Annotated in this window: 25 protein-coding genes and 1 tRNA gene; 11 read left to right on the forward strand and 15 right to left on the reverse strand. The window is 69.8% G+C overall.

The features are described from left to right. The first annotated feature begins 141 nt into the window (after positions 1-141). Positions 142-1,818 (forward strand): alpha-keto acid decarboxylase family protein, encoded by a 1,677-nt coding sequence (locus KBZ04_RS03460; protein ID WP_254990511.1) that lies wholly within the window; start codon positions 142-144, stop codon positions 1,816-1,818. Between the two features lie 182 nt (positions 1,819-2,000). On the opposite strand, the gene msrB is transcribed toward KBZ04_RS03460, so the two are convergent. The 3 genes from msrB to gpmI are packed head-to-tail and all read right to left on the reverse strand — an operon-like array spanning position 2,001 to position 4,341. Further along, positions 2,001-2,504, reverse strand: coding sequence for a peptide-methionine (R)-S-oxide reductase MsrB (msrB, locus tag KBZ04_RS03465; RefSeq protein ID WP_254990512.1), 504 nt, complete (start codon positions 2,502-2,504; stop codon positions 2,001-2,003). A 5-nt stretch (positions 2,505-2,509) separates the two neighbouring features. Continuing rightward, positions 2,510-2,740: a preprotein translocase subunit SecG gene (gene secG, locus KBZ04_RS03470; protein ID WP_015110663.1), complete on the reverse strand. Its 231-nt coding sequence runs from the start codon at positions 2,738-2,740 to the stop codon at positions 2,510-2,512. A gap of 32 nt (positions 2,741-2,772) precedes the next feature. Next, positions 2,773-4,341 (reverse strand): 2,3-bisphosphoglycerate-independent phosphoglycerate mutase, encoded by a 1,569-nt coding sequence (gene gpmI / locus KBZ04_RS03475; protein ID WP_254990531.1) that lies wholly within the window; start codon positions 4,339-4,341, stop codon positions 2,773-2,775. A 196-nt stretch (positions 4,342-4,537) separates the two neighbouring features. Between gpmI and pyrR the strand changes: the two genes are divergently transcribed. After that, positions 4,538-5,098 (forward strand): bifunctional pyr operon transcriptional regulator/uracil phosphoribosyltransferase PyrR, encoded by a 561-nt coding sequence (gene pyrR / locus KBZ04_RS03480; RefSeq protein WP_254990513.1) that lies wholly within the window; start codon positions 4,538-4,540, stop codon positions 5,096-5,098. A gap of 37 nt (positions 5,099-5,135) precedes the next feature. Here the strand turns inward: pyrR and KBZ04_RS03485 are convergent, their stop codons facing one another. The 3 genes from KBZ04_RS03485 to KBZ04_RS03495 all read right to left on the reverse strand — a co-directional run bounded on the left by KBZ04_RS03485 (position 5,136) and on the right by KBZ04_RS03495 (position 7,875). Beyond that, on the reverse strand, positions 5,136-5,354 hold the full coding sequence (locus KBZ04_RS03485) for a ferredoxin-thioredoxin reductase variable chain (protein ID WP_254990514.1): 219 nt from the start codon (positions 5,352-5,354) through the stop codon (positions 5,136-5,138). Positions 5,355-5,394: 40 nt separating this feature from the next. Beyond that, positions 5,395-6,222 carry a hypothetical protein gene (locus tag KBZ04_RS03490; protein WP_254990515.1) on the reverse strand — a complete coding sequence of 276 codons (828 nt, stop codon included), beginning with the start codon at positions 6,220-6,222 and terminating at the stop codon, positions 5,395-5,397. A 99-nt stretch (positions 6,223-6,321) separates the two neighbouring features. Beyond that, positions 6,322-7,875, reverse strand: a complete 1,554-nt coding sequence (locus KBZ04_RS03495; RefSeq protein WP_254990516.1) for an Hsp70 family protein — start codon at positions 7,873-7,875, stop codon at positions 6,322-6,324. 120 nt (positions 7,876-7,995) lie between these two features. Here KBZ04_RS03495 and KBZ04_RS03500 point away from each other — a divergent pair, with 120 nt between their 5' ends. From KBZ04_RS03500 to KBZ04_RS03510, 3 genes are all read left to right on the forward strand, one after another. Further along, positions 7,996-8,223 carry a DNA-directed RNA polymerase subunit omega gene (locus tag KBZ04_RS03500; RefSeq protein ID WP_216901535.1) on the forward strand — a complete coding sequence of 76 codons (228 nt, stop codon included), beginning with the start codon at positions 7,996-7,998 and terminating at the stop codon, positions 8,221-8,223. 22 nt (positions 8,224-8,245) lie between these two features. Then, positions 8,246-8,671, forward strand: a complete 426-nt coding sequence (locus KBZ04_RS03505) for a DUF1818 family protein (protein WP_254990517.1) — start codon at positions 8,246-8,248, stop codon at positions 8,669-8,671. A gap of 294 nt (positions 8,672-8,965) precedes the next feature. After that, entirely contained in the window at positions 8,966-9,220 is a 255-nt protein-coding gene (locus KBZ04_RS03510; protein WP_254990518.1) for a DUF2811 domain-containing protein, read from the forward strand. A 16-nt stretch (positions 9,221-9,236) separates the two neighbouring features. On the opposite strand, the gene KBZ04_RS03515 is transcribed toward KBZ04_RS03510, so the two are convergent. From KBZ04_RS03515 to KBZ04_RS03535, 5 genes are all read right to left on the reverse strand, one after another. Beyond that, positions 9,237-9,704 (reverse strand): EVE domain-containing protein, encoded by a 468-nt coding sequence (locus tag KBZ04_RS03515; protein WP_254990519.1) that lies wholly within the window; start codon positions 9,702-9,704, stop codon positions 9,237-9,239. Between the two features lie 12 nt (positions 9,705-9,716). Then, entirely contained in the window at positions 9,717-11,123 is a 1,407-nt protein-coding gene (gene murD, locus KBZ04_RS03520; protein WP_254990520.1) for a UDP-N-acetylmuramoyl-L-alanine--D-glutamate ligase, read from the reverse strand. A gap of 97 nt (positions 11,124-11,220) precedes the next feature. Continuing rightward, positions 11,221-11,292: transfer RNA gene (locus KBZ04_RS03525), tRNA-Val, on the reverse strand. Positions 11,293-11,456: 164 nt separating this feature from the next. Next, positions 11,457-12,230, reverse strand: coding sequence for a photosystem II S4 domain protein (locus KBZ04_RS03530; protein WP_254990521.1), 774 nt, complete (start codon positions 12,228-12,230; stop codon positions 11,457-11,459). 13 nt (positions 12,231-12,243) lie between these two features. Then, positions 12,244-12,747 (reverse strand): hypothetical protein, encoded by a 504-nt coding sequence (locus tag KBZ04_RS03535; RefSeq protein WP_254990522.1) that lies wholly within the window; start codon positions 12,745-12,747, stop codon positions 12,244-12,246. Between the two features lie 86 nt (positions 12,748-12,833). On the opposite strand from KBZ04_RS03535, the gene serA reads away from it, so the two are divergent. The 4 genes from serA (at position 12,834) to KBZ04_RS03555 (ending at position 16,273) form a co-directional block, all read left to right on the forward strand. Further along, positions 12,834-14,420: a phosphoglycerate dehydrogenase gene (gene serA / locus KBZ04_RS03540; RefSeq protein WP_254990523.1), complete on the forward strand. Its 1,587-nt coding sequence runs from the start codon at positions 12,834-12,836 to the stop codon at positions 14,418-14,420. After that, a complete protein-coding gene (gene prmA / locus KBZ04_RS03545; RefSeq protein ID WP_254990524.1) occupies positions 14,420-15,364 on the forward strand; it encodes a 50S ribosomal protein L11 methyltransferase in 945 nt (314 codons plus the stop codon). Before serA ends, prmA begins: the two co-directional genes overlap by 1 nt. A gap of 142 nt (positions 15,365-15,506) precedes the next feature. After that, entirely contained in the window at positions 15,507-15,806 is a 300-nt protein-coding gene (locus KBZ04_RS03550; RefSeq protein WP_015110648.1) for a ferredoxin, read from the forward strand. Between the two features lie 77 nt (positions 15,807-15,883). Further along, positions 15,884-16,273, forward strand: a complete 390-nt coding sequence (locus KBZ04_RS03555; RefSeq protein WP_254990532.1) for a hypothetical protein — start codon at positions 15,884-15,886, stop codon at positions 16,271-16,273. Between the two features lie 69 nt (positions 16,274-16,342). Here the strand turns inward: KBZ04_RS03555 and psbV are convergent, their stop codons facing one another. Then, a complete protein-coding gene (psbV, locus tag KBZ04_RS03560; RefSeq protein ID WP_254990525.1) occupies positions 16,343-16,885 on the reverse strand; it encodes a photosystem II cytochrome c-550 in 543 nt (180 codons plus the stop codon). Between the two features lie 96 nt (positions 16,886-16,981). Beyond that, the gene (gene rnz, locus KBZ04_RS03565) at positions 16,982-17,929 is read right to left on the reverse strand and encodes a ribonuclease Z (protein ID WP_254990526.1); all 948 of its coding nucleotides are present in this window, start codon (positions 17,927-17,929) and stop codon (positions 16,982-16,984) included. Between the two features lie 114 nt (positions 17,930-18,043). Here rnz and KBZ04_RS03570 point away from each other — a divergent pair, with 114 nt between their 5' ends. Together KBZ04_RS03570 and KBZ04_RS03575 are read left to right on the forward strand one after the other, a co-directional pair. Beyond that, positions 18,044-19,342: a SpoIID/LytB domain-containing protein gene (locus KBZ04_RS03570; RefSeq protein WP_409995932.1), complete on the forward strand. Its 1,299-nt coding sequence runs from the start codon at positions 18,044-18,046 to the stop codon at positions 19,340-19,342. Continuing rightward, positions 19,339-20,112 carry a glucosamine-6-phosphate deaminase gene (locus KBZ04_RS03575; protein WP_261350853.1) on the forward strand — a complete coding sequence of 258 codons (774 nt, stop codon included), beginning with the start codon at positions 19,339-19,341 and terminating at the stop codon, positions 20,110-20,112. The genes KBZ04_RS03570 and KBZ04_RS03575 overlap by 4 nt, the downstream gene beginning before the upstream one ends. Here the strand turns inward: KBZ04_RS03575 and KBZ04_RS03580 are convergent. Together KBZ04_RS03580 and KBZ04_RS03585 are read right to left on the reverse strand one after the other, a co-directional pair. Further along, positions 20,105-20,881: a YebC/PmpR family DNA-binding transcriptional regulator gene (locus KBZ04_RS03580; RefSeq protein WP_254990529.1), complete on the reverse strand. Its 777-nt coding sequence runs from the start codon at positions 20,879-20,881 to the stop codon at positions 20,105-20,107. The two genes, KBZ04_RS03575 and KBZ04_RS03580, sit on opposite strands and share 8 nt — an antisense overlap. A gap of 18 nt (positions 20,882-20,899) precedes the next feature. After that, on the reverse strand, positions 20,900-21,298 hold a 399-nt coding region (locus KBZ04_RS03585; RefSeq protein ID WP_254990530.1), incomplete at its 5' end, for a tRNA pseudouridine(55) synthase TruB.

Consider the following 21,298-nt stretch of genomic DNA (forward strand, 5'->3'; position numbering starts at 1 on the left):
CTCCACTCTCTTAATGCCGCCTATAGAGGTGATTAACCTGCGGGTTGAGTTGCTGTCCAGACACATAACGAATGAAGCGCAAGGCTTGGAGGAATCGTCCAAGCGTGTCTAGCGTACGTTTTATGCTCCTACCCAACCACCATGGCTGCCCTTACAGTTGCGACATACACCCTGAGCCGTTTGTCAAAGCTTGGGGTCGACCGCATCTTCGGTGTTCCTGGCGACTATGCCTTCGCGATCGACGATGCTGTTGAGCAGGTGCCGGAACTGTCGTGGGTGGCTTGCGCCAACGAGCTCAATGCGGCTTATGCCGCCGATGGCTACGCCCGCATTCGGGGCGCCGCCATGCTGTCCACCACCTACGGCGTAGGGGAACTTTCTGCCATCAATGGTGTGATGGGAAGCAAGGCCCATCGTCTTCCGGTGTTCCACTTGGTGGGCATGCCAAGCGAGCGCATTCAAAAGCAGGGGTTGATCACCCACCACAACTTGGGTGACACGGTCTACGACCGCTTTCAGGAGCTCTCCGCGGCGGCTGCCTGCGTCAGCGCTGTCCTCACTCCCGACAACTGCGTCGACGAGCTGGAGCGCGTGGTTCGGGAAGCGTTGCGCCAGAGCATGCCGGCCTACCTGGTGATCTCGGAGGTGAACGGCAGTCAACCCATCCTCGGCACACCCGTGAAAGGGGAACCGCTCGGCGCTGTGAAACGCCAGCACAGCGTGCCGCAGGAACTGGAAGCAGCCGTGGGAACGATCCTTGCCCGACTGGAGGCCGCGGAACGTCCTGTGGTTGTGTTGACCCACCTGGTGAGTCGCTACGGCGTGCGTGAGCGGGCGCTGGAACTGATCCGCAAGGCCAATCTGCCCACGGCCATCACCCCCAATGACAAAGGGACCATCGACGAAGCGATGCCTCAGTACGCCGGGCTCTACGCCGGTGATTGGTCCTCGTCGGACGACGTTCGCCATCTGGTCGGCAACGCCGACCTCGTGCTCGACATCGGCGGGATCGTGACGACGGAGCTCAACACCGGCATGTGGACAGGCGGCTTTGACGCCGCCAAGGTGGTGTCGATCCAGGACAACTGGGTCCGCGCCGGAAGCAAGGTCTTTGTGAATGTGGCGATCGATGACGTGCTCAATGCCCTCTGCGACCGCGTCAGCACCCGTTGCAGCGACCACGGTCTGAAGCTTGAGCCCAAGCCCCTGGTGGGGGCCGCGGGCGACGCCACATGTTCGGCCAACTTCTATCCCCGCCTGCAGCGTCGACTGCGCTCGGGCGACACGCTGGTGATCGAAACCGGAACATGCATGACCATTCTCAACAAGCTGCTGATGCCCGCTGGTGTCACAGCAGAAGGCCAGGGCCTGTGGGGCTCGATTGGCTGGGCCACCCCGGCCTGCCTGGGGGTGGCGATGGCCAAAAGGTCGGGCAACACCTGGATGGTGACCGGCGACGGCTCCCACCAGCTCACCCTCAATGAACTGGCGGTGATGGGCCGCTACGGTGTCAAACCGCGGATCTTCGTGCTCAACAACAACCTCTATGGCATTGAAGACGTCATCAGTGAACGCGGCCACGGTTACGACGACCTGGCACAGGTGAACTACCACCTGCTTCCAGAAGCCTTCGGCTGTATAAACTGGCTGAGCGCCCGGGTCAGCACGGTAGCCGAACTCGACCAGGTACTTGACCAAATCGAGAGCCATGACGGGGCCGCCTATATCGAAGTCATGATCCCCAATGAAGAAAGTCAACCAATGCCTGAGAACACGATTGACAGTGGTTACAAGCTGAAGACTCCCGAGGTGGGCTAACTGCACCACCACCGGGAAACCCCACCGCATTGCCCTGATCTCAAGGCCCGACCCTGCCGTGGGTTCTGGCCCTGCCGCAACATCGGCGACAGGGCCAGGGGTGGTGAGGTGCCTCTGCTCCAACTTGAAACGTGAGCTTGACCTCGATGATGATCGTGACACCCTGATTCCACCCCGGCGGCTCAGCCCCCGGGCACGAAGGCCAGGGCCACACCGTTGTTGCAGTAGCGCTTGCCGGTGGGCTTGGGTCCGTCGTCGAACACGTGGCCCTGGTGGCCGCCGCAGCGGCGGCAGTGGTATTCCGTACGCGGCAGGATCAGCTTGAAGTCGGTCTTGGTGACCACCGCGTTGGGCAGGGGTTGCCAGAAGCTGGGCCAGCCCGTGCCGGAGTCGAACTTGGCCTTGGAGGAGAACAGGGGCAGGCGGCAGCCGGCGCAGACGTAGGTGCCGCTGCGCTTCTCCTTGTTGAGCGGGCTGCTGAAGGGGCGCTCGGTGCCCTCATCGCGCAGCACGGCATAGGCCGCCGGGCTGAGGCGCTTCTTCCATTCCGCAGGGCTCAGTTGCCAGGCCGGATCGCCGGCCTTGGAGGCCGCCAGGGCTTTGGAGGCCGGAAGGAAGGGCAGAAACCCTGCCAGGGGCGCCCCCAGCCGGGCCAGCAGCGTGGACAGGAAACTGCGGCGTTCCATCCGTCTCAGCCCAGCCAGCCGGCGCTCAGCACCACGGCCAGCCCCAGGAACAGGGACAGCAGGGTCCAGGTGATGCGGTTGAGGGTGTTCTCGGCGCTGCGGGCGCTGCTGAACATGGAGCCGCCGCTGGAGGCCAGGCCCCCCATGCCATCGCCCTTGGGGCTATGGAGCAGCACGCTGACGATGAGCAGCGCGCCGCTGAGCATCCAGAGGGACGAGACGATGTTCTTGACCATGGCCCCAGACTAGCCGCCGTTGAAACGGGCCTTCAGGCGCCGAGGGTCTGGGGGATCCGGGCGGTGGGGGCGGTGGCCGGCACCACCAGGGAGGTGCCGGTCATGCGGGCCGGCTTGGGCAGACCCAGGATCTCCAGCAGGGTGGGGGCGATGTCGGCCAGGCCGCCGTGCTCCCGCAGGCTGACGTCGTTGCCGTGGCCGGCCAGCTTGCGCTTCTCGCCCTCCACCAGGATCACAGGCACGGGGTTGGTGGTGTGGGCGGTCCAGGGGAGTCCATCGGGGCCCTGCATCACTTCGGCGTTGCCGTGGTCGGCGGTGATCAGCAGGGTGCCGCCCATGCGGGTGGTGGCCTCCACCAGCCGGCCCACGCAGCGGTCGACCATGGCGATGGCTTCGGTGGCGGCCTCCATCTGGCCGGTGTGGCCCACCATGTCGGGGTTGGCGTAGTTGATCACCACCAGGGAGTAGATGCCCCGGCCGATGGCGGCGATGCAGCTGTCGGTGAGCTTCTCCGCCGACATCGCCGGGGCCTGGTCGTAGGTGGCGACGCGGGGCGAGGGCACCAGGTGGCGGTCTTCACCGGGGAAGGCCTGCTCGATGCCGCCGTTCATGAAATAGGTGACGTGGGGGTACTTCTCGGTTTCGGCGGTGCGGAACTGCCGCAGACCGTGTTCGGAGACCACCTGGCCCAGCAGGCCGTCGAGGGACTCGGGAGGGAAGGCCACCTGCACGGGCAGGCCCTGCTCGTACTGGGTGAAGGTGACGACGTGGAGGGGACCGATCCACTGGCGCGGGAAGCCGTCGAAGTCGGGCAGCACCAGGGCGCGGATCAGCTGGCGCACCCGGTCGGGGCGGAAGTTGAAGCAGACCAGGCCGTCGCCGCTCTCCAGCAGTCCCTCGGCCAGGCGCACCGGCTCCAGGAACTCGTCGGTGATGCCCTCCGCGTAGGAGGCTTCCAGCACCTCGGCCGGACTGAGGGGGCAAATCTGGGCCGGTTCGGTGAGCAGCCGGTAGGCCTTCTCGGTGCGCTCCCAGCGCTGGTCGCGGTCCATGGCCCAGTAGCGGCCGCAGAGGGTGGCGATCCGCCCCACACCCGCCTCCTCGATCATGGCCTGGATGCGGGCCAGATAGCCGGGGCCGCCATGGGGGGCCGAGTCACGGCCATCGGTGACCACGTGCACCAGCACATCGCTGAGGCCGCGTCCGGCGGCCCAGCGCAGCAGGCCGCCGAGGTGGTCGATGTGGCTGTGGACGCCGCCATCGGAACAGAGGCCGATCAGATGCAGGGGGCGACCGCTGGCCACCAGGGTGTCGCCCAGGTCGTTGAGGGCCTGGTTGCTGGCGATGGTGCCGCTGCGCACCGCCTGGCCGATCCGCACCAACTCCTGGCGGATGATCCGGCCGGAGCCGATCGTGAGGTGGCCCACCTCGGAATTGCCCATCTGGTGATCCGGCAAGCCCACCGCGGCGCCGCTGGCCTCGATCAGGGTGTGGGGATAGGCGTGCCACAGGGCATCCATGACCGGCGTGTCCGCCGCCCTGACGGCGTTGTGATCGCTCTCGGGCCTGTAGCCCCAGCCATCCAGAATGGCCAGAACCATCGGGGCCACGGGGGCGGCCGTCTCGCTGGACAGACGATCAGCTTTGCCGCTGGCGGAATGCTTCTGGGAGGGAGCTGCTTTCACCAGCGAGAAAATCTGCACGTTTCTACGCAGGGTCAACCTACAGCCCCCCCCCCCTCAAAACACCTTCCTGCGGCCGGGATGCGTCAGGCTTTGGTTACACGCCAACCGTTTGATGGCCCGACCTCAGGCCGGTACGGCCCCCGCCGATCGGCTGGAACTGCTCTCCGCCCAGGACCTGGGACGCACCCTCGACAGGCTCGGCTCCCAGGTGCTGGAGGCCGTGGCCGACAGCCAGGATCTGGTGCTGCTCGGCATCCCCACCCGTGGTGTGGCCCTGGCACGGGTGCTGGCCGGACGGCTGGAGGCGATCTGCGGCCATCCGATCGCCCACGGCAGCCTGGATCCCACCTTCCACCGCGATGACCTGGAGCGGGTGGGCACCCGGCTGGTGGAGGCCACCCAGCTGCCGGTGCCCGTGGACGGCCGCCAGGTGGTGCTCGTCGACGACGTGATCTTCACCGGCCGCACGGTCCGGGCTGCCCTGGAGGCCCTCCAGGCCTGGGGACGTCCCCGCCGGGTGGGGCTGCTGGTGATGGTGGACCGGGGCCACCGGGAAGTACCGATCCAGCCGGATTACTGCGGGCGGGTGGTGCCCACCGCCCGCCACGAAACGATCCAGCTCTGCCTCCAGGCCATCGATGGTGAGGAGGGGGTCTACCTGCTGAGGAGCTGATCCCCAACGGGCTGGATTCAGCCGGCGAGGAACGGCCTCAGACGGCGGCGAGCTCGTCTTCGCGGAAGTGGGCGCGGAACTTGCCGAAGGCCACCACCACCGGCAGGGTCGGACTGATGGGGCGTCCCTTCCAGTCGTTCAGAACGTTGAACACCTCCCCCTGTTGCCCTTCCATATCAAAGGCCTCACCCCGGTGCTGGGGGTGGTTGTAGACGACCACACTGCGGCTCACCTTGACCTGATCACCTGGCTGCATGTCCACCGGGACGCTCTGCGCGGTCATCCTGTCATGGGGCTCAGCGCTGGCAGGCGCTTTCGGGACCGGCCTCGACCACCCGGCCGCCCAGCTCCTTGCAGGCCGCCTGGAACGCCTGCCACTCATCCATGCCGGCGGCGATGCGGCGCTGCACCAGGGCATCCAGCTTGTCGCCGGACACCGTGTGGGGCAAGGAGCCGTGGCTGTCGTGCTCCCGGTCCTTGCCCTTGAGCTGGTCGAGGCCTTTTTTCACGTCCTGCCGCAGCGGATCGCTCTGCTGGCGCCACCAGGGATGGTCGATGCGGTTGAGGCTGTCGAGCGCCTCCCACCAGCGCTTCTGCTTGACCAGAAGCGTCGCCCGCTCCAGCTGGGAGCGGTTGCGGTTCCAGATCTCCTGGAGGTCGTCGCCCATGGCGCTGCCATCGTCCTTGCGCTCCTCCCCCAGGGGCGTGAGCGCCGCCAGTGCCCCCGGCAGATCACCGGCCTGGAAGCGGTTCATCGCCATGGCCCGGAGCTGGCGCTGCCAACGGGCGAGCCGCTCGCGGTCGGCGGGGGTGCCGGCCCTGGAGTTGATCACCTGGCGCTGGAGACGCAGGGCCTCGCTCCAGTTCTCCTGGCCCCAGAGCTGGTCGGCCTTGGCCCGCAGACATCGGCCCCGATCGAAGGGGGTGCGGCCGGGCAACCAGCTGAGGGCCGCCAGCTGCTCGCTGTAGCGGAGGCAGTCGTCGAGGCGGCCGGTGGCGGAGGCCTGCTCCAGGCGCACGGGAAGCTGGCGCTCCCACCAATAGCCCAGACCGACGGCCGCAGCAACCGAACCCAGGGTGATGGCCAGCCAGAAACGGGGGAGTCTGTGCCGGCGGAGGGCCAAGGGGGGACAGCGGGGCGGTTCTGCCTCCTTTGTATGCAACGGCGGCCACCGGCGCCCGGTCGCAGGGGCAGCCTGGTCGGCGTCCACCGTCCCTGGACGTCAGCGCACCGGACCGAGGCGTTGGGGCCCCAGGCGGTCAGCACCGTCAGGGGCCTCCAGATCGTCGCCGTCCACCAGGAGCTGGGCCTCGGCGTCGATGGAGAAGCGCAGGCGCAGCCGGTCGACGCCGCGGCGGCCTGGGGAGGCCAGGGGGATGGCCAGCGGCGGCGTGCTCCAGGGCCGCACCGGGGCCGCCCCCGCAGGCCGCTCCCGCAGCACCGGCAGCCCCCCCTCGAACACCACCTCGGCCCGCTCCTCGGGCAGGGGCTCCCCCAGGACCAGCTCCAGCTCGTCCTGGCCATCCCGGCTGCAGGCCAGCACCAGCTCCAGGGGCTGATCGGTGGGCCAGCTCTGGCCCGCCATGAACAGGGGATGCCAGCGATGGCAACCGCTGCGCCGGTCCCAGCAGCGCAGGGACACGCCGCGGGCCAGCACGTCCCGCACCCGCACCCCTGGCGTCAGGGCCAGGGCCCCCAGGGCCACGGCCTCCACGGGCCGTTCGCCGCGCAGGGGCACGCCCGGACAGCGGCTCTCCAGCCACTGGCGGATCAGGGGGATCCGGCTGCTGCCCCCCACCGGCAGCACCGCGTCGATGGCGGCCAGCCCCAGCCCCTCCCGGCGGGCGGCCGCCAGCACCGCCTCCAGCAGACCATCGAGCAGCTGCAGCAGCCCCCGCTCCTCCAGGAGCCGCTCAAAGGCCGGCCGGCCCAGGACCAGTTCGCGGAAGGATCCCCCCGTCGATTGGATCTGCCGGGCCTCCGGGACGTCGCTGAGCTGGCATTTGAGCCGCTCGGCGAGCTGCAGCAGGACGCCGTCGACGGCAACGTCCGGGCAGAGGTGGGCCGCGATCCAGCGGTCGATGTCCCGACCACCGAGGGCCACACCCGCCTTGCCGATCACCCGGGCACAGCGCAGGGTCTGGGTGCTGCGGGTCAGATCCCGGCCCGCGAAGCGCAGCAGCTGGGCGATCGGCGCGGCCCGCCCCTCACCACCCTCCAGGGCCACCAGGGAGAGATCGATCGTGCCACCGCCCATGTCCACCACCAGCACCCGGCTGCCGGCGGGCAGGCCGGCGCCGATGGCGGCGGCGGTGGGCTCATCCACCAGCGCCAGTTCCGGCACCGCCAGCTCGCGGCTGGCCCGCTGCAGCCAGGCCCGGTAGCCCCGGTAGGTCTCGATCGGGGCGGTGAGCACCAGCCGCTCCGGCACCAGTTCCGGCGGCAGGGCCCGCCAGAGCCCCTCCAGCAGCAGGGCACCGGCCCGCTCGGCCGGGAGCCAGCCCGGCGATGGCCCCGTCGCCGGGGCGCCGATGTGGCGCTTGAAATCCCGGCAGAGGCCGGGGTGATCACCATCAGCCAGGGCCGCCTCCAGCACCTGGCGGCCGATCAGGGGCCGTTCGGCCTCGGGGCTCTCCAGCCACAGCAGGCTGGGCACCACGCAGGGGTCACCGCAGCTGTAGGGGGGCAGGGGCAGCAGGCCGGGGGGTCCCTGGCTGTCCTGCCAGGCCACCACGGTGGTGCTGCTGCCCAGGTCAATGGCGAGGGTGCCGCTCATGGGTCGGAGGGGGTGCGGTGGTGGCGCAGGGGCACGGGTGGCCCCCTTCTAGGCCGTGACCAGGGACGTGGGGCGTACGGGGGGCTGATCTAGGGTGGTGAGATTGACGATCAGGTCCGTATGCCAAGCAGCGAACTCAACGCCAAGGAGCTGGCCCAGCGAGGAGAGAGCCTGATCCGGCACTCCAGCAACCGCTACCTGACCACCGTTCGCATCGCTTTTCGGGCCAAGCAGCGCCGCTTCGACGATTTCGACGGCCTGCTCGATGACTCGATGATCAAGCCCGTGCAGAGGGCCATCGTCGAACTCAGCGACGAACAGGACCAGCCCGACCTGCTGCCCGGCTGAACCGGGCCCACTCCAAGCCGTTGTGGAGATCTGCGAAGGTCAGGGCTGGCGGCTGGTGGTCGATGCATCGCGCACCCCCTACACCGCCCTGATCGGAGGTGAGGGCTGGGCCTGCGAACTCACCGGGGCCGAGTTGCTCGCCCTGCAACAGGCCAGCGGACGGCTCACCGCCCAGCACGGCGCCCTCGCAGGCACCCTGATGGCGGACGAGGCCATCGACATTGAACTGGAGTTGCCGATCGGCGATCCCGATTCCAAGGCCTGGGGGTCGCTGTGGCTGGGGCTGCGGGGGGATCGTGGCAGCTGGTCGCTGCAGCTGGTGCTCACCCCGGAGCCCGGAGGGCGGGGGATGGAAGGGGGTTGGACGGCCCCCGCCAGCGCCGCGTTTGCCGCGGCCCTGGAGCGCCTGAGACCCGCTGAGCCGGGGGGTGGGGATCAGAATTGTTGATCGTTGGTGGATTCCCCAGCCGCCAGCCCCGTTTTGCACCGTTTCTCCCCAGGCGGCCCCCCTCGGACGTTGCCTGCTGGCCACGGCTGGGGAGAAGCTGCATGGGCTGCCGCCCGACCTTGACAGGGGGGCCCCGCTGCTGCGGCGTCAGGAGGTCGGTGGCGGTGACGGCCTGAAGCCCTTGCCAGGGCTTGTGTCTCAGCCTGAGACCAGGCACCCCTGGCCGTAGCCGGCGCCGTTTGACGTTCCCCCTTCGGTGTGGAGAAGTGGCTGACGCGCTGCATGGAGTCCGCAATGGCCCGCCCGAGAACCCTGCCGTTGGACGGGGCCGAGTCGCTGGTGAGCCTGCGGGCGGAGGTGCCCGAACCGCTGCTGGAGGCCATGCGGCAGTTCATCGAGCGCCACCCCAACTGGGACCAGTACCGCCTGTTCCAGGCCGCCCTGGCGGGCTTTCTGGTGCAGAACGGCATCCGCGACCGGGGGGTGACCCGCTGCTACCTGGCCAACCTGTTCCCGGGCCATCAGGCCTTCTCGGCGCCGGCGGCCTGAGGAGGCCTGGGGCGCCTCAGGCGTCCGGCTCCACCCCCAGCAGGCTGAAGATCTGCGCGGCGCTGGCGTCAGCCACCGGCAGGATCGAGAGGCGGTTGCCCCGGCGCACGACCACCAGTTCCTCCACCGAAAAATGCTCGCGCAGGGCATCCAGACTCAGCATCGCCGGGAACGTGGCGCGATAGGCCAGACGGACACAGTCCCAGCGGGGGGCCTCGGGCCTGGAGGCCGGATCGAAATACTTGGACGCGGGATCGAACTGGCTGGGATCCACCAGCCCCGTTTCGATCACCTCCATCAGGCCGACGATGCCTGGGGGACTGACATTGGAGTGATAGAAAAAGGCGCGATCTCCGCTCTGCATGGCGCGCATGAAGTTGCGGGCCTGGTAGTTGCGGATCCCGTCCCAGAGGGTGGTGCCCTCCGCCTGCAGGTGCTGGATGCCGTAGACATCCGGCTCACTTTTCATCAACCACCAGGCCATGGATGTTCGGTCTCAGAGGGACAGCACCAGCCGGCGGAAATGGTCGCCGCGGGCTTCAAAACTGGTGTATTGATCGAAGCTGGCACAGGCCGGGGACAGCAACACCCCCTGGCAGTCGAGCTCCGGAGCCAGGCTGGCGGCCAGGGCCACCGCAGCCCCGAGATCCTCCACCTGCCGCACCACACCGCCAAAACCGCTGGTGAGCAGGAGGCCGGTGAATTCCTCCCGGGCCGCGCCGTAGAGCACGACCGCCGCCGCCCGCGCCTGGAGCTGCCCCAGCCAGGCCGCCGCATCCCCCTGCTTCGACTGACCACCGGCCAGCACCACCAGGGGTCCTTCCAGGGCCCGCAGGGCCACCTCGGCGGCGTCGTAATTGGTGGCCTTGCTGTCGTTGAACCAGGTGATGCCGTTCAGCTGGCGCAGGCGCTCCAGCCGGTGCGGCACGCCGGGGAAGCAGCGGCAGGCGGCCTCCATCGCCGCCGGCTCCAGGCCGGCATGGAGCCCCACCGCCACCGCCAGCAGCAGGTTCTGGCGGTTGTGGGCCCCGGGCATCGCCAGGGCGCTGGCGGGGAACAGGGGACCCTGGCGCCCCTGCAACATGTCATGCCCATCGATCCAGAGCAGGGGATCGAGGCCCGCCGGCAGGGCTTCCCTCGGCCCGGCGGTGATCCAGTCGGCGTGATCCCAGGTGTCGGCGTGGCGGCGGATGTCGGGGTCGTCGGCATTGAGGATGCGGATCCGGGCGTTCTCCAGCAGGCGCCGCTTGATGGCCCGGTAGGCCGCCAGGGTGCCGTGGCGCTCCAGGTGGTCGGGGGTGAGGGTGGTCCAGACGCCGATGGCGGGGGCGACGGCCGGTGCCGCCTCCAGCTGGTAGCTGCTCAGTTCCACCACCAGCCAGTCGGGACGGGGGCCGTCCTCCAGACGCCGCTGCAGCACCACTTCGGCGGCGGAGATGCCGACATTGCCGCAGAGCGGCGCATCCTTGCCGCCCTGCTCCAGCAGGTGGTGCACCAGACAGGTGACGGTGGTCTTGCCGTTGGTGCCGGTGATGCCGATCCAGGGCACGTCCCGGCTGGCCTGCCAGGCGGGCACGATCTCCCCCTGCACCTGCACCCCCTGGCCGCGCAGCTGCTCCAGCACCGGATGGTTCCAGGCGATCCCTGGACTCACCACCACCACGGACGGTGGCATCGGCAAGGCCTGGAACGCCTCGCTGCTGAGGGGCACCCCCAGGCGCGCCGCGATGGCCTCGTTCTCCAGCTCGGCGGCCCGAGCCCGAAGCTCAGGGGAGTCGCCACTTTCGATCACCACCACCGCTTCACCGCGGGCATGCAGCAACCGGGCGGCCCCCAGTCCCGATCGGCCGAGGCCCACCACCACCGTGCAGGACAGGGGTGGATTGGCCTCGTTGGGGCTCACGCTGGCAGGCTCACAACCACGATCGGCCGAGGGTAGCAGCGAAGGGCACGCCGACCTCAACCAAGCCCGATTCGCGAGGGATGAATAGATCTGAAGATGGGCGATACTGGAATCGAACCAGTGACTCCTACCGTGTCAAGGTAGTGCTCTACCTCTGAGCTAATCGCCCGTTGCCGGGATCACCGAGGTACTGGAAAATTCGACTGCCATCTCGATAAAAATCGAAATGGATTGTTGTCGTGACATCACCAACGGGATGTCCGTTGGGTCCGCTTCTTCCTGAGGTTTTCCTACTCGCCGGCCTTCCCTCCTGTCAACTTGGGGCCCGGGGCCTCAATGGCGCTCCATCCGGATCCGGAAGCGCTCCCGCTTGGTGGGGTCGATCGCCAGCACCTCCAGCTCCCCCCGACCCTCCAGCTGGACCCGCGACCCCACGGCCAACGGCTGGCTGGGGCTGCTGACCACGGTCCAGTCGATGCGCACGGCCCCCTGGCGGATCAGGTTGGCCATGCGGTTGCGGGACAGGCCGAAACCGGCGGACGCCAGGGCATCCAGCCGCAGGGAGGCTTCCACCGTGGTCAGCTGGCGGGGCAGGCGCCGGGCCGGCAGCTGCAGCCTGTCGATGGGGCGGGCCTCGAAGCGCACCGGCACCGTGCGCACCAGGCCCTCGCCCCCATCCAGCCTCGCGGCCAGGGCCGCCGTGACGATGGCCTGGGCGCCCCGATCACCCCGCAGCCAGAGATCGCCCCACGCCGCCGCGTTGGCACCGGAACGGGCCAGCCCCTCGAGCATGTCGGCGGCGGTGGCGGGATCGAAGAGAAAGTTGCCGCTGATCTCCAGCCCCATCAGGTCAGGAGACACGGGCTCCTGGCCCGCCCGTCCCAGCAGCAGGCAGCGGCGTTCGGCGCCGGGGTGACCGCCGTCGCTGGCCAGGCTCAGCTCACTGAGGGCAGCGAGCCTGACCTCGGCCTCCTCCCAGACGGCGGCGTCCAGAAAACCACTCACCTGGGGCTCCCAGGTGCGCAGGGCCGTTTCCGCCAGGTTCAGCAGGCCTTCGAGGGCCTCCGGCCGGAGGCTTCCTGCCAAAAGGTCCCGTCGTGGAAGCATGGCGCGAGGGGGCTCAGGTGTCATCCAGCCGCACGACCGCCTTGGGTCGCGCCAGCTGGATCGTGGTCCAGGGGATCTCACTGCCGGCGGGGGCCTCCAGCAGTAGCAGCCAGCAGCCCTCATCGAGCCGGTTGCGCAGGATGCGGATGCGGTCGTCCTCCTCGGAGCTGACGCTGGCGGCGGCGGCGAAGCTGCCCATCCAGCCGGAACCCATGCCCAGCAGGCCGCCGATCAGCGGTTCTCCATAGGGCCCGGCGAAGCTGAAGGTGTGCAGGTCGGTGATCTGGGTGAAGGTGAGTCCGGCCAGGAAGCCGAAGGGCAGCAGCCAGCGGACCATCGACTGCTGCCGCCGCCGCCGGGCCGTGGCCGGATCGAGCCGCTCCACATCCGCCATGGTCGCCTCACCGCTGCCGATCGCCAGCACCCTGGTCGGGGCCGGCTGCAGCGTCAGCAAGCGTTCCCGCAACGCCTGCAGGCGTTCGCGGTCGTCCAGCACGACCACCACACTCAAGGACATGGGCTCGTCTCCGCACCGCTCTCTACACTGCACCTCCGGCCTGCCCCCCAGGGGCGTTCCCCCCGCCCCCCGCATCGCTGCCGGACATGACGAAGGTTCTGGTCTCTGATCCCATCGACCAGGCGGGGATCGACATCCTCTCCCAGGTCGCCCAGGTGGACGTGCGCACGGGCCTCAGCCCGGAGCAGCTGGTGGGCTGCATCGGCGACTACGACGGCCTGATGATCCGCTCCGGCACCCAGGTCACCGCCGAGGTGATCGAGGCCGCCACGAAGCTGCGCATCATCGGCCGGGCCGGCGTCGGCGTCGACAACGTTGACGTTCCCGCCGCGACCCGGCGCGGCGTGATCGTGGTCAACTCCCCGGAGGGCAACACGATCGCCGCCGCCGAGCACGCCCTGGCGCTGATGCTCTCCCTGTCGCGGCACGTGCCCCACGCCCACGCCAGCACCATGGCCGGCGGCTGGGACCGCAAGACCTACGTCGGCAACGAGCTCTACAAGAAAACCCTGGGTGTGGTGGGCCTCGGCAAGATCGGCTCCCACGTGGCCCGCGTCGCCCGTGCCCTGGGCATGGACGTGGCCGCCTACGACCCGTTCATCTCCGCCGAACGCGCCCAGCTGCTGCAGGTGCGGCTGCTGCCCCTGCCCCAGCTGTTCGCCGAAGCCGACTACGTCAGCCTGCACCTGCCCCGCACGCCCGACACCGAGAACCTGGTCAATGCGGCGCTGCTGGCCACGATGAAGCCCACCGCCCGGCTGGTGAACTGCGCCCGCGGCGGCATCATCGACGAGCAGGCCCTGGCCGACGCGGTGGAGAACCGGGTGATCGCCGGCGCCGCGATCGACGTGTACGCCAAGGAACCCCTGGCGGCCGATTCACCGCTGCTTCTGGTCAAGGAGCGGCTGATCCTCACCCCCCACCTCGGGGCCTCCACGGAGGAAGCCCAGGAGAACGTGGCCATCGACGTGGCCGAGCAGATCCGGGACGTGCTCCTGGGCCTGCCGGCCCGCAGCGCCGTCAACATCCCCGGCCTGACCGCCGAGGTGATGGAGCAGCTGAAACCGCACCTGCAACTGGCCGAAACCCTCGGCCTGCTGCTCAGCCAGCTTGCCGGAGGCCAGATCAGCGAGCTGGAGGTGCGCCTGCAGGGCGAGTTCGCCTCCCACCCTGCCCAGCCCCTGGTGGTGGCCGCCCTCAAGGGCATCCTGTCGGCCGCCCTGGGCGACAGCATCAACTACGTCAACGCCACCCTTGAAGCCAAGGAACGCGGCATCCATGTGCTCGAGGTGAAGGACGACGCCAGCCGCGACTTCGCCGGCGGTTCGCTCCAGCTCAGCTCCCGCAGCCCGCGGGGCAACCACAGCGTCACCGGCGCGGTGTTCACCGACGGGGAACTGCGCATCACCACCATCGACGAGTTCCCGGTCAACGTGACGCCCAGCCGTCACATGCTCTTCACCCGGCACCGGGACATGCCCGGCATCATCGGCCAGCTGGGCTCCCTGCTCGGGGAGCACAACGTGAACATCGCCTCGATGCAGGTGGGGCGGCGGATCGTGCGGGGCGACGCCGTGATGGTGCTGAGCCTGGACGACCCGATCCCCCCCAGCCTGCTGGCGGTGATCCACGGCATCAACGGCATCCAGGCCGCCCATCCGGTCACCCTCTGATGGGCCTGGTCTGGTGGCGGCTGGAGATGGCCGCCCCTGCCGAACTGGAGGAATCGCTGCTCTGGAAGCTTCCGCTCCTGGGGGTGCCTCGGGTGGCCCTGCAGCATCCCCCGGAGGCCCCGGAGCGCCGCCAGCTGCTGGCCTGGCTGCCCGAAAGCGACTGGCCCGCCGACCAGCGGCAGGAGCTGGAGAGGGCCCTGGCCCCGCTGGGGGAGCCCTTCAACCTGGCGCTGCCACAGGTCCACTGGCAGCGCCAGGCGGATGAGGACTGGAGCCTGAGCTGGAAGAGCCACTGGCGGCCCGATCCGGTGGGGGAGCGGCTGCTGGTGCTGCCGGCCTGGCTGGAGGTGCCGCCGGAGCAGGCCGGGCGGCTGGTGATCCGCATCGATCCGGGCAGCGCCTTCGGCACCGGCAGCCATCCCACCACCCGCCTCTGCCTGGAGGCGCTGGAAGGCCTCGCAGGCGAGCGGACGCGGGCAGGACGTGGAGCGGACCTGGAGGGGCTGCGGGTGGCCGATCTGGGCTGCGGCAGCGGCATCCTGGGTCTGGCCGCCCTGCGGCTGGGGGCGGCGAGCGTGGCCGCCGCCGACACCGACCCCCTGGCGGAGCGGGCGACCCGCGCGAACGCCGCCCTCAATGGCCTGGACGGCGCCCAGGCCCTGACGGTGGCCACCGGGTCGGCAGAGGCCCTCGCGGGGCTGCTGGGGGGGCGCGGCGCCGACCTGTTGCTCTGCAACATCCTGGCGCCGGTGATCGAAGCCCTGATTCCCTGGTTCGAGCACCTGCTGAGCCGCGGCGGCGTGGGCCTGCTCAGCGGCCTGCTGGTGGATCAGGCCCCAGGCCTGGAGCGGGATCTGGCGGCGGCGGGCTGGCGTGTGGAAGGGCGGGTGGAACAGGACCGCTGGGGCCTGCTGCGGATCCGTTCAGCATCGGATGTTGCATAAGGCACGCTGATCTGTGTCCTGGCTTTGATTGGCCTTCCCGGCCTGCGAGCCCAAGATCGCCGGGAAAGCCCCCTGTCGGATGTAGGAAGGGCGGGTCCTACAGGCCCTGGCTGCCGGGTGTCTGTGAGCTCCAATCTCTTCCATGGCTTCCTACAAGGTCACCCTCGTCAATGAGAGCGAGGGGCTGAACAAGACCATCGAGGTTCCCGACGACCAGTACATCCTCGACGCCGCCGAAGAGCAGGGCATTGACCTGCCCTACTCCTGCCGCGCCGGCGCCTGCTCCACCTGCGCTGGCAAGCTCACCTCCGGCACCGTCGACCAGTCGGACCAGAGCTTCCTCGATGACGACCAGATCGAGGCCGGCTTCGTCCTCACCTGCGTCGCCTACCCCACCTCCGACTGCACCATCAAGACCCACACCGAAGAAGAGCTCTACTGAGCTCCCCGCCGGGCGATTCGCGCGGATCGCCCTTGAACCCCGTGTTCTTCTCCGCCACCCTCAGGGGTGGCTTTTTCATGTCACTCCAGGTGGACACCGTGCTGGCCTCCGGCAGCGAGCATCCCAGCCCCGGCGGCCAGTACAGCTACCGGGTCCTGGGACCCTGCTGCCGCCTGTTCGATCGGGAGGAGCTGCCCTGGCCGTGCTGCCGCCTGGCCTGGCGTAGCAAGGAGCCCAGCTGGCGCCGCGTCGGCCGCCGTTTCGTGGCCGACCTGGCCGCCCGCCGCTGCCCCTCCTATGCCGTGGAGCTGCTCCAGCCCGGGGCCAGACCCACCCGCACCGTCATCACCCTGTTCCCCCAGCGGCTGGCCCCCGGCCTGCAGGAGTGGTGGTACAGCAAGCTGCCCGGCTCCCTGGAGGCCAACAACCTGGCACCGCCACCACCTCTGCCGGCCCCGGCGCCCTGACACGCTGGCGTTCAGCCACAAAAAAGCCGGCCAGCGCCAGGGCCGGCCGGCAAAGGTGGGCCGGGAGGATCAGAAGTAGATCTTGCCGCCGCCCCACTGGATGCCCTGGACCTTGGGGGCCACCAGGATGTATCCGGCGATCAGGCGCAGGTCCTCGTCGTCCAGGTCGCGCATCTTCACGAACACATCGCTGCTGCGCAGGCTGGGATGGACGTCGGAGATGCTGTATTCCCCGTCGTAGGATGTGGGGTCCTTCATGTAATCGACCAGGGCGTCAACCGAATCCCGGGCCGGGGTGGCCAGAGCAAGGGTCTCGGGATCCAGGCCCACGTTCTGGTTGGTCTTGGTGATGCCGCCGGCGTGGCAGGTGCCGCAGCTGTCGTTGAAGAGCTTGCGGCCGGTCTTGACCTCCTTCTCGCTGAAGGTCACCAGGGTGCCATCGGGGGACACCGGCACGGTGAGGTCCTCGGCGCTCCACTGGGCCGCCGCCGCGGGGCCCGCGAAGCAGACCAGCAGGGCCAGGGGAAGGATCAGCAGGGTCCGGGAAACGGCACGGACGAGCGAGCGGCGGACGGCTGAAAGGGGGGCGGCTGAGAGAAAGAGGGGGGCCATGGAAGAAGCCGGCGAAATGGCGGTGGGACCGCAACTGAGACCTTGTATCACGGGCAACGGGTCCCCCGCAGCGGAATCACGCGAACTGTTGCAGGCTCAGCCCGCCTCCCCCACCTCGAGGCTGAGGAAGTCCCTGGCCACGAGCGTCTCGGGGAAGATGGCCCGTGCTTCAGCCACCAGGTCGTCGGGGGTCATGGGATTGCCGGCCACGTAGCGGGGACTCAGGTGGGTCAGCACCAGCCGCTTCACGCCAGCCTCCAGGGCGGTCTGGGCGGCCATGGTGCTGGTGGAGTGCTGGCGGGCGATGGCCAGCTCCGCCTCGCCGTGGGAAAAGGTGGATTCATGGATCAGCAGATCGGCGCCCCGGGCCAGGGCCACCGCCGCTTCGCTGAACACCGTGTCGGTGCAGTAGACGACACTGCGGCCTGGCCGCGGCGGCCCGCACAGGGCCTCGCCGCGGATCACCCGGCCGTCATCGAGGGTGACGCTGCGACCGGCCTTGAGCTCCCCATAGACCGGTCCGGGGGGAACGCCCAGGGCCCGGGCCCGCTCCACGTCGAAGCGACCCGGCCGCGGCTTCTGATCCACCCGGTAGGCGTAGGCCGGCACCCGGTGGGTGAGGGCCGTGCAGCGCACCGTGATGTCGTCGTCATCGAGCACCAGGCTGCCCCTGGCGGCGGACTCCTTCACCCGGTGGGTGCGCAGGGGATAGCCGATGCGGGTGGAGGAGGTGCGCATCACCCCGTCCAGGTAGTCCCGCAGCGGATCCGGTCCGTAGAGATCGATCCCGCCACAGCTGCCGGCCAGGCCCAGGCTGGCCAGCAGCCCCGGCAGACCGAAGACGTGGTCGCCGTGCATGTGGGTCACGAAGATGCGGCGCAGCTGCGACACCCGCAGCTCGCTGCGGAGGAACTGGTGCTGGGTGCCCTCGCCGCAGTCGAACAGCCAGAGTTCCGCCCGCTGGGGCAGACGCAGGGCGACGGCGGAGACGTTGCGGGCGCGGGTGGGAACGCCAGAGCTGGTTCCCAGGAAGGTGACCTGCACATCCGGGAGGCCTCAGTGGGCATGCTGCCACGCCGCCAGCCGGTGTGGTGGCCGGCGCCATGGCCATCCCCGGAAGCGCCGTCCAGAATGACCCGTTGTCGCTCGCGCCCACCCGTGTCCCTACTCCGCTTCGGATGGCGCGCCGGCCTGCCCCTGGCGCTGCTGCCAGCCGCCGTGGCGGCGCCGATACCCCTTGAGGCCAGGGCGCCGGCCCCCGTGGTGCGGGTGCTCCTGCAGGAAGCCCCCAGCCTGGAGCTGGAGGCCGGCGGCGCCGCCCTGCGCCTGGGCGATGGGGCGGGACGCACCCTGCTGGAGCTGGCCCCGGGCGCCCGGCTGCAGCTGGTCCGCAGCGGCGCGACCCTGGAGGCGAGGCTGGAAGGGCCGGCCGGCCCCCTTCGGAGGCTTTCGCTGCCATCCGGTCAGGCCTGGATCGACCCCGCCCCAGTCCAGGGCGGCGGCAGCGAGGCCATGCTGACCCTGCAGCAGCGCCGCTACCGGGGCCGGCTGCTGGTGCGCAGCGAAGGCGATCGGCTGCAGGCGATCAATCTGATCGATGTCGAGCGCTACCTGCCCAGCGTGGTGGGCAGCGAGATGCCGGCCAGCTGGCCGCTCGCGGCCCTGCGGGCCCAGGCGGTGGCGGCCCGCACCTACGCCCTGCGCCAGCGCCGACCGGCGGCCCCCTTCGACCTCAAGGCCACGGTGGCCAGCCAGGTCTACAAGGGGGTGGAGAGCGAAACCGACTCCACCCGCGAGGCGGTGCGCAGCACGCGCTCCCAGGTGCTGGTGCACGGTTCCGCCCTGATCAACGCGGTCTTCCACAGCAGCAGTGGCGGCCTGACGGAAAACAGCGGCGAGATCTGGCGCCAGCAGCTCCCCTACCTGGTGAGCGTGCCCGATTTCGACCAGGCCAGTCCGGTCCACGCCTGGCAGCTGCGCATCGAGCCCGACAGGCTGGCCAGGGCCTTCCGGGAGATCGATGGGGCCTTCCGAATCGAGGTGCTCTCCACCACCAGCTCCGGCCGCATCCGCCAGGCCCGGGTGACGGGACCTGGCGGCACGCTGCTGCTCACGGGCGCCGAACTGCGGCAGCGGCTGGGCCTGCGCAGCACCCTGGCCCGCTTCGACTTCGAGGCCCCCAGGGCCTACCCGGTCCCTCCCCCGCTGCCCTCCCTGCAGGGCGTGTTCACCCCCGAAGGGATCCGCACTCTGGCCTCCGGCATGGTCCAGGCCCCCTGGCGTAGCCCCCGGCCACCGGCAGCGCCGACGCTGCTGGTCAGTGGCCGTGGCTACGGCCACGGGGTGGGCATGAGCCAGTGGGGGGCCTACGGACTGGCCCTGCGCGGCGATGATTACCGCCAGATCCTGCAGCACTACTACCAGGGGGCCAGGATCCTCCCCTACAGCTCCCTTTGAAGCCAGGCTTCCCCTCCACCACCAGCACCGCGATCACACCCGTCGTTCTGGGCGATGCGGCGGCGGTGGCCGAACGGGTGGCGGCCCTGCTGCTGGCAGATCGGCTGCACCCGCAGCGGCCCCTGGGCCTGGCCACCGGACGCACCATGGAGCCTGTCTACGGGGCCCTGGCCCGTCGGATGGCTCGGCTGGAACCCGCCCTGGCCGCCAGGGTTCGCGACACCTGGTGTAGCTTCAACCTGGACGAGTACGTGGGGCTGGCGCCGCAGAATCCCACCTCCTTCGCCGCCACCATGGCCCGTCAGCTGGTGGCGCCCCTCGGCCTGGACCCCGAGCGGGTGCGGCTCCCCGATGGGCAGGCCGCCGATCCGGAGGCCGAAGCCCGTCGTTATGGCGCCACCGTCAGCGCGGCCGGCGGCATCGGCCTGCAACTGCTGGGCCTGGGCCTCAACGGCCACGTGGGCTTCAACGAACCCCCCTCCGACCCTGCGCTGGCCTGCCGCTGTGTGGTGCTCAGCGGCCACACCCGCCGCCAGAACGCCGCTGGCTTCGGCGGCGACCCGGGCGCCGTCCCCCGGCAGGCCATCACCCTGGGACTGGCCGAGATCCTCTCGGCCAGTCGCGTGTTGCTGGTGGTCACCGGGGCCGAGAAGGCGGCCATCCTGCGCCGCACCCTGGAGGAGCCCCCGTCCGCGGAGCTGCCCGCCAGCTGGCTGCAACACCATCCCGACCTGACGGTGATCGCCGACGCCGACGCCATGCTCAGCTGAGCAGAACCGCCTCCATCAGGGCCTCATCCGCTTCGAGGTTGGTGGTGACGCTGCGCACGTCATCGAGGTCCTCGAGCACATCCAGCATGCGCAGGCAGGCGGCCAGCACGTCCCCGTCATCGAGGCGGCAGGGCAGGGAAGCGATCCAGCGGTGCTCCCAGCCCGCCAGCGGCAGACCCAGGTCCCTCAGCCCGTCCTGGAGGACTTCCAGGTCGGCAAAGGACCCGAACACATCGACACCGTCCACGTCGATGGCGTAGCCCACCGCCGCCGGACCTCCCCGCTCCTCCAGGGCCAGCAGGCTCTCCAGCAGGGTCTCCTCGTCGGCGCCGGGCAGGGCCAGCCGCACCACGGACCGCTGCTCGAACAGGTAGCTGACGCAGCCGGTCTCACCGAGGTTGCCGCCATGCTTGCCGAAGGCCAGCCGCAGGTCGGCGGCGGTGCGGTTGCGGTTGTCGGTGAGGGCCTCGACCAGCACGGCCACCCCCCCGGCGCCATAGCCCTCGTAGCGCACCGCCTCAAACAGGTCAGCGCCACCGGCGCCCTGGCCGCTGCCCTTGGCCACGGCCCGGTCGATGTTGGCGTTGGGCAGCCCCGCCAGCTTGGCTTTCTCGATGGCGGTGCGGAGCTGGAAGTTGCCAGCGGGATCGGCACCACCGCGGGCCGCCACGGTGATCTCCCGCCCCAGCCGGGTGAAGAGCGCCCCCCGCTTCGCATCCACCACCGCCTTGGTGCGCTTGATCTGGGCCCATTTGCTGTGGCCGGCCATCGCGATGTCGGGAGAGGTTCAACCGGTGGCGTCGAACACCAGCCGGGGCAGGAGCAGGCCCTTGCCGTCGGCACGGGCGATGCCCGCCAGAGTGCCATCCGGCGTGAGCACGGCGACGGCCCCCTCGGGCAACTGCTCCACCGTACGGGGCAGCGCGCGGCCGCACCGCCAGGCTGAAAGCTGGGTCGGATCGAGACGCTGCCGCGGCAGATCCACCAACACGTCGAGGGGGTCCAGCAGGGGGGGCATGGGGCCGTCCGCCAGGCGCTCCATGGCAATGGCCTGGTGCAGGCCGAAGCCGAGGGCGGCGGTGCGGCGCAGGCTGGCCAGGGCACCGCCGCAGCCCAGGGCCTCCCCCAGGTCCCTCGCCAGGGCGCGCACATAGGTGCCGGCGGAACAACGCACCTCCAGCTCCAG

The organism is Cyanobium sp. N5-Cardenillas (assembly GCF_024345515.1).
In the GTDB taxonomy this organism is placed as follows: Bacteria; Cyanobacteriota; Cyanobacteriia; order PCC-6307; family Cyanobiaceae; genus Cyanobium.